Source organism: Candidatus Babeliales bacterium, from assembly GCA_019749895.1.
Classification (GTDB): Bacteria; Babelota; Babeliae; order Babelales; family RVW-14; genus AaIE-18.
The window spans coordinates 1-3,304 of sequence record JAIEPG010000010.1; the positions used below are offsets into that span (position 1 = coordinate 1).

General features: G+C 42.6%; 4 protein-coding genes. 3 read left to right on the plus strand and 1 reads right to left on the minus strand.

Annotation, left to right across the window (positions count from 1 at the left end):
• Nucleotides 1-382 (minus strand): hypothetical protein (locus K2W90_06465; GenBank protein ID MBY0353979.1); only part of this gene is annotated, 382 nt, incomplete at its 3' end.
• A 127-nt stretch (nucleotides 383-509) separates the two neighbouring features.
• Here K2W90_06465 and K2W90_06470 point away from each other — a divergent pair.
• From K2W90_06470 to K2W90_06480, 3 genes are all read left to right on the plus strand, one after another.
• Nucleotides 510-962: a DUF721 domain-containing protein gene (locus K2W90_06470; protein MBY0353980.1), complete on the plus strand. Its 453-nt coding sequence runs from the start codon at nucleotides 510-512 to the stop codon at nucleotides 960-962.
• Between the two features lie 2 nt (nucleotides 963-964).
• Nucleotides 965-2,590, plus strand: a complete 1,626-nt coding sequence (locus tag K2W90_06475; protein MBY0353981.1) for a tetratricopeptide repeat protein — start codon at nucleotides 965-967, stop codon at nucleotides 2,588-2,590.
• Nucleotides 2,577-3,304: UDP-N-acetylglucosamine--N-acetylmuramyl-(pentapeptide) pyrophosphoryl-undecaprenol N-acetylglucosamine transferase (locus tag K2W90_06480; protein MBY0353982.1), on the plus strand; the 728-nt coding region annotated here is incomplete at its 3' end. The genes K2W90_06475 and K2W90_06480, both read left to right, overlap by 14 nt.

Here is a 3,304-nt window from a genome sequence, read left to right on the forward strand (position 1 = left end):
ACTTCGCTTCATCAGCAACGCGCTTATCTATTTTTGCGTGGCACGCTTTAACAATGTCGTTAAACATCTCTTTTTGCATACCGCTCATCTCACGAACACCAAGCACCATACAAATACAATACTCTGCTGCGTCGCTTACTTTTTCATTATCAAGCGAACGTACTCTGCGCATTTCGCCATCATTGGCAAGCTGGTCATTCAACGACTGTATCCGCTCACGCGTAAACACTTCTGACGCAAACTTGTCACGCGCACCCAACGGAAAACCACCAACTGATTGCGAACAATATGACAGAGCACGCTCAAGCGTAAGCGTTGCAAAAAGAGAGAGAGAAAGCTGAGAAAAAACCACAGTAAAAACTATGGCGCGAAGTATAAACATTGAACTGTCCTTTGAAAAAAATAATAATTTAAACAAACAGACCATTATTTTATCAGAAAGCTTTAATTTCTTGTAAATATTTTGTATATCTTTATCCACTAAACAAAAGAATTATAGTGAGGACCTTGTGGCAATAGCAATAAAAAAGTTGGTCGTTGATTGTATCAATCAAGAGCACCGCTGGAAGATAACACTTTTTCAAGAGTGGGAGCGCATTATTGGCCCCATGAAAGAAAACGTTAGTCTTGAATGCATAACCAACGACTGCATTTATCTTGGCGTTACCCACCCTGCATGGGCCCAAGAACTTATGATGCTTGCGCCCATACTTAAAAGAAAAATAAACGCAGTCTTGCAACAAGAGCGTGTTAAAGAAATTCGTTTCCGCATTTTAAAGAGCAAAAAACCTATCCCAACAAAAAAAACTGATCAGGAGACTGACTCCTTGCAAGAACCAGATCCAAAGCGCTACGCTTTGAGTAACGATGAGCATGCGCATCTTGAAAAAGTTGAAGATACTGAGCTGCGCGCATCGCTACAAAAATTTCTTGTTCACTGCAAAAAAACAAAAAGGAGTTAGGTATGAAGTGCTCCCGCACGTTCCAAATAAAACTTTTGGTACTTTTTGTCAGCTTCACCCTGCCCGCGCACAGCAGCACCAGCCCATCAATTGAACTTAAACACGATGCCTCCAGCACCAAAGCCGACCAGTACACACAATTTTTGGCAGCAAATTACCAGTACGGCAAAGGCAATGCACAACGCGCAATGCAAAGCTTCCGTTCAATTTTGGCAAAAAAACATTCGCCATTTGTTTACGATCCATTTATTCAACTACTAGCCGACACCGGCCAATTTGATGTTATTAAGCAGCTGTATGAAAAGAAGGGCAAAGAGTTTTTTAAAGAGCTTTTCAAAAATCAGCATGAACACGCCTTAATTTTAGCACAAACCTACGCATTTACCGGCCAAGAAGATAAAGCAGAAGAGCTCTTTCAAGAGTTGCTCAAAAAATTTCCCGACAATCCACAAATTGCTTATTTTACCGCCATGTCGTACATCAAAAAAAATAACACCGTCAAAGCACTCGCTTTTCTTGAACAATGCTTAAAAAACCCCGCACTCGGGCAAAAGCATTTTCTCTTTCTCTTTTTGCAGTCAAAAATTTATTTGGATCAAAAAAAATATCCCGACGCACTCAGAACTATTGAAGCCAGTATAAAAATGTTCCCACAATTTGACCGCGGCTGGCTGGTAAAAGCAATGCTCATGGAACAGCTTGGCAACACCAAAGAAGCCATCAAAGGCTATAAACACTTTCTCGATTTAACCGGCAGCGATGAACAGGTAGAAAAGCAACTGGTTCAACTGCTCTTTACCGAAGAAAAATTTGACGAAGCAGCTGAGTACATGAGTCGCATGAAAGATAACAGCCCAAAATACTTTTTTGATCTGGCACTCTTACATTTTAGAGCAAAAAAATATGACCGTGCGGTAACCGCCATCAACCAAGCACTCACTCAAGAAGAAGGCTTTAAACAAGCACAACTTCTCAAAGTAGAAATTTTACTGGCCGACCAGCGGCCACGCGACGCCGTTTCATTTATGGCAGGCCTGGTGGCCAAAGACCCAATGAGCCAAGTTACCTTGCATACATTTTTATTATTACGCAAAACAAATGTGCCAGCTTCTCTGTTAGTCGACGCTCTGCAAGAATTGGTGCGCACGCACAACGGCAACCTGCGCTTAAATGCAGCACTAGCTGATTTGCATCTTGAGGCCGGGCAAAACGAACAAGCGTTGCAGGCCTACGAACAAGTGTACAAACTCGCGCAGCACAATCAATTTAAATCGCAAGTGCTCTTTCAAATTGGCCACGTTCATTTTATGAATAAAAACGTTGATAAAGCGCGCGAAAGACTTTTGCAAGCAATTAATCATGAGCCGGTTTATCCTTCAGCCTACAACCTTCTTGCTTACGTTTACGCAGAACAAAACGACAAGCTTGAGCAAGCATTAAAATTTGCAAACAAAGCACTGGCAAAAACACCAGATCGGCACGATTATTTAGATACCAAAGGGTATGTGTTGTTAAAACTTGGTAAAAATCAAGAAGCTATGAACGTGTTTAAACGAGCACTGGAGCTGGCACCAAACGACAGTATTATTGAACAACATTTAAAACAAGCAAAGTATGACATCAAATAAAAAAACGCTCTGCGTTGTTGGCGGTGGCTCGGGCGGCCACGTTATTCCCTGTTTAGTTTTGGGCAAGCGCTGGCTTGAACAATGTCCGCAAGGTTCGGTTGTTTTATTAACCGACGGCACAAAGCCGCGCCAGTGGTTTAAAGACGCGCTCAGCGAGATGCCGCACGAAAATTTTTTGACCATTTCGTTATCGCCGGGCAAGCGCTCGGGCACTGGCATTACCCAACTTTTAAAGCTTCCAATTTTAGCAGCGCAGTTGTGTGCAAGTTTTATTAAAAGCTTTATGGTTTTATACAAACTCAAACCGGAAAAAGTTATTTCAACGGGCGGCTTAGTTTCGCTGCCCGTTTGCTTAGCTGCCTGGCTGCAACGCCGGCCAATTGAACTTTATGAGCTTAATGCAGAGCCAGGCTTAGCAGTAAAATTTTTAGCACCTTTTGCAACCAGCATCGTTCTACCCTTTTCTAGCGCGCACCCCAACCTGCCGGCAAAAAAATGCCAAATGCGCAGCTACCCGCTGCGCTACACACCAGCCGATCGTGATGATGGTTTGTTTGATAAACAAATACTGCTCGACAAGCTTGGCTTTGAAGCACAGCGCAAAACGTTATTAATTTTGGGCGGCTCGCAAGGCTCTGTTTCGCTCAACAAAACACTTAAAGATTTTTTTATGGGTACAGACGGTGCAAAAAACAGTCTGCAAGTTATTCATCA

What these genes read in the sequence shown, in the direction of transcription:
- K2W90_06475 (MBY0353981.1), top strand. Translation starts at nt 965, where the DNA reads ATGAAGTGCTCCCGCACGTTCCAAATAAAACTTTTGGTACTTTTTGTC.